Source organism: Aeromonas sp. ZOR0002, assembly GCF_963866995.1.
GTDB classification, from domain to species: domain Bacteria; phylum Pseudomonadota; class Gammaproteobacteria; order Enterobacterales; family Aeromonadaceae; genus Aeromonas; species Aeromonas caviae.
This window is the reverse complement of sequence record NZ_CAWMFQ010000227.1, coordinates 1-3,507: the sequence shown is the minus strand read 5'-3', so window position 1 is coordinate 3,507 and position 3,507 is coordinate 1. Positions and strand designations below refer to the sequence as shown.

3 protein-coding genes and 1 tRNA gene are annotated in these 3,507 nt (G+C 59.4%); all 4 read right to left on the bottom strand.

Translation table 11 applies throughout. From position 1 onward, the window contains the following. Nucleotides 1–46: 46 nt before the first annotated feature. Nucleotides 47–139, bottom strand: a tRNA-Ser gene (locus tag AACR77_RS13070). Between the two features lie 212 nt (nt 140–351). Beyond that, on the bottom strand, nt 352–540 hold the full coding sequence (csrA, locus tag AACR77_RS13065) for a carbon storage regulator CsrA (protein WP_005315760.1): 189 nt from the start codon (nt 538–540) through the stop codon (nt 352–354). Nucleotides 541–633: 93 nt separating this feature from the next. Then, nucleotides 634–1,881, bottom strand: a complete 1,248-nt coding sequence (locus AACR77_RS13060) for an aspartate kinase (protein ID WP_010672822.1) — start codon at nt 1,879–1,881, stop codon at nt 634–636. Between the two features lie 16 nt (nt 1,882–1,897). Beyond that, nucleotides 1,898–3,507: alanine--tRNA ligase (gene alaS, locus AACR77_RS13055; protein WP_042882034.1), on the bottom strand; the 1,610-nt coding region annotated here is incomplete at its 5' end.

The window sequence follows — 3,507 nt, the reverse complement described above, 5'->3', positions numbered from 1 at the left end:
TGGTTCGTAGCCAGGTACTCTATCCAGCTGAGCTACGGGCGCAAAATGGCGGAGAAGGGGGGATTCGAACCCCCGATGCGGGTATAAGCCGCATACTCCCTTAGCAGGGGAGCGCCTTCAGCCTCTCGGCCACCTCTCCGTTTGCGGGGCTGATAATACTTCACAGGGATTTTTAGTCAAACACTTTTTTGGAGAAAACAGAGCGTTCGCTCAGCATTTGGCCAAAGAGTGGAATATTCAAGCAATATCGACACTTACCCAGTAGTTTCGCGCTCTGCAGGCCGATTTGCAGGCCCCTGAAAAACAAAAGGCGACATCCAGGATGTCGCCTTCAGGCAGCCATGAAATGGCTTAGAAATTCGGTTGGCCCGGGACTTTCTCGGCCTGTATCCGCATGTAGATCTCTTCGCGGTGTACGGAAACCTCTTTCGGTGCATTCACACCGATACGAACCTGGTTCCCTTTTACGCCCAGTACGGTAACGGTTACTTCGTCACCAATCATCAGGGTTTCCCCTACACGACGAGTCAAAATAAGCATTCGCTTGCTCCTGTATCCTGTTTTGTATTTATATCGATATGCGCCATTATCTTACAAAGATACCGATATGGTAAATGGTTGAAACTAAATCAATCAGGGATTGTTTCCCAAGGGCTGCTCATGAGGCTCTTGATCCAACCCGAACGCCGAGTGCAACGAACGCACGGCCAGCTCCAGGTACTTCTCGTCAATCACCACGGATATCTTGATTTCAGAGGTGGAGATCAGCTGCATGTTGATCCCTTCCTCACCCAATACCTTGAACATGGTGCGCGCTACACCAGGATGATTCCACATGCCGACCCCGACGATGGAGACCTTGGCGATCTCTCCGTTGCCCTGCACGCAGGCGGCCCCCAGCTCGCTGGCGGTCTCCTCCAGCAAGGCGCGGGCCCGGCGATAATCATCGCGATTCACCGTGAAGGTGAAGTCGGCGGTACCATCCCCCATGGTGTTCTGCACTATCATGTCGACATCTATGTTGGCGTCGCTGATCGGATTCAGGATCTGCGCGGCCACGGTCGGCCTGTCCGGCACACCCAGAATGGTCAGGCTGGCCTCGTTGCGATTGAACGCAATGCCGGATACCAGGGGTGCTTCCATCCTCTCACCTCCATATGTGATTAAGGTTCCCTCTCCGTCGACGAAACTCGACAGCACCCTTAGCGGCACGCGGTACTTGCCCGCGAACTCGACCGAACGGATCTGCAACACCTTGGCACCGAGACTCGCCATCTCGAGCATCTCCTCGAAGGTGATGGTATCGAGGCGACGCGCCTTGGGCTCGATGCGCGGATCCGTGGTATACACCCCGTCCACATCGGTAAAAATCTGGCACTCATCGGCCTTGATGGCCGCAGCCACGGCCACCGCGGTGGTATCCGAACCCCCTCGGCCCAGGGTCGTGATGGCATTATGCTCATCGCGCCCCTGGAAACCGGCAATCACTACCACCTTGCCGGCACCGAGTGCGGCTTCCACCTGCTCGGTGTCGATACGGGTGATGCGCGCCTTGCCATAGGCGGAGTCGGTGTGGATGCGGACCTGATCACCGGTCATCGAGACTGCGGGGCAACCGCGCTTGTTGAGCGCAATCGCCAGCAGTGCAATGGTGACCTGCTCACCGGTGGAGATCAGTACATCCATCTCGCGCCGGTTGGCATCCTGGTCCAGCTGCTGGGCCATGCCCAGCAACCGGTTGGTTTCGCCCGACATGGCTGAGACCACCACCACCACGTCATGTCCCTGGGCACGGGTCAGTTGAACCCGCTCAGCAACTGCCTCGATCCGCTCCAGCGTGCCGACCGAGGTGCCACCGTACTTCTGTACATAGAGTGCCACAGATCACCTCGCCCGCTTACAGGCGCTCTTCCAGCCAGGAGTGAACGGATTGCAGCGCCGCCGGCACCGCCTCAGGCTGGGTACCACCCGCCTGTGCCATGTCGGGACGACCACCGCCCTTGCCACCCACCTGCTGGGCCACCAGATTGACCAGCTCACCAGCTTTGACCTTGCCGGTCAGGTCATTGGTCACGCCCGCGATCAGGTTGACCTTGCCATCACTGCTGGTTGCCAGCAGCACGACACCGGATTTCATCTGGTTCTTCAGCTCGTCCAGCATGCCGCGCAGGGATTTGGGGTCGACCCCTTCCAGGGCGGCAACCAGCACCTTCTGGCCATTGATGTCGATGACCTGACTCAGCAGGTCGTTACCCGCCTGCGCCGCCAGCTTGGCCTTGAGCTGTTCCAGCTCGCGCTCCATCATCTTGGCCTTGTCCAGTACCTGGCGAACCTTGTCGGCGATGGAGAACTGATCGCCCTTCACCAGCGCGGCGGCCTCTTCGATCTGTTCACCCAGCTGGTGCATCAGATCGATGGCGCTCTTGCCGGTGACCGCTTCGATACGGCGCACGCCAGCCGCGATGCCGCTCTCGGCGATGATCTTGAAGAAGCCGATATCACCGGTGCGCTTGGCGTGAGTACCGCCACACAGCTCGGTGGAGTAGTCGCCCATGCGTACCACGCGCACATCATCTTCATATTTCTCGCCAAACAGCGCCATGGCACCGGCTGACTTGGCCTCTTCCAGCCCCATCAGCTGGGTGGCCACCTCGTGGTTGGCACGGATCTGGGCGTTGACGAGCTCCTCGATCCGGCGAATGGTCGCCATGGTCAGCCCTTCGAAGTGGGAGAAGTCGAAGCGCATGCGCTCGGCGCCCACCAGGGATCCTTTCTGGGTCACATGCTCACCCAGCGCCTGGCGCAAGGCCGCGTGCAGCAGGTGAGTCACTGAGTGGTTAAGGGCGATGGCCTGACGACGGTCGCCATCGACCACGGCCTCGACCTCGGCTCCCTTCTCCAGGGTACCCAGTTCCAGATAGCCCTTGTGGATGATCGCCTTGCCCGCTTTCTGGGTGTCGGTGACGGCGAAGATGCCGTCATCCACCTTGAGGATGCCGCTGTCACCCACCTGACCGCCGGACTCCGCATAGAAGGGGGTCTCCGCCAGCACGATCACTGCCTCTTCACCGGCGATGAGGCCATTGACCTCGACACCATCCTTGTAGATACCGACCACCTGGGTGTTCTGGCTCAGCTGCTTGTAACCGGTAAAGGGGGTCTCGAAATCGAGCTTCAGCACGTCGTTGTAGTTCACGCCGAAACTGGAAGCCTCTTTCGCGCGGGCGCGCTGCTTCTCCATCTCGGCCTTGAAGCCCTCTTCGTCGATGCCGATCTCGCGCTCGCGCACCACATCGGCGGTCAGGTCGGCCGGGAAGCCGTAAGTGTCATAGAGCTTGAACACCACTTCACCCGGGATAACCTTGGCATCACCGAGGTTGGCCAGGACGTCTTCCAGCAGCAGCAGACCTCTGTCCAACGTGCGGACGAATTGCTCCTCCTCGATGCGCAACACTCGCTCGACCAGCGGCAGCTGGGCGATCAGTTCTGCCGCCACATCCTTCATCT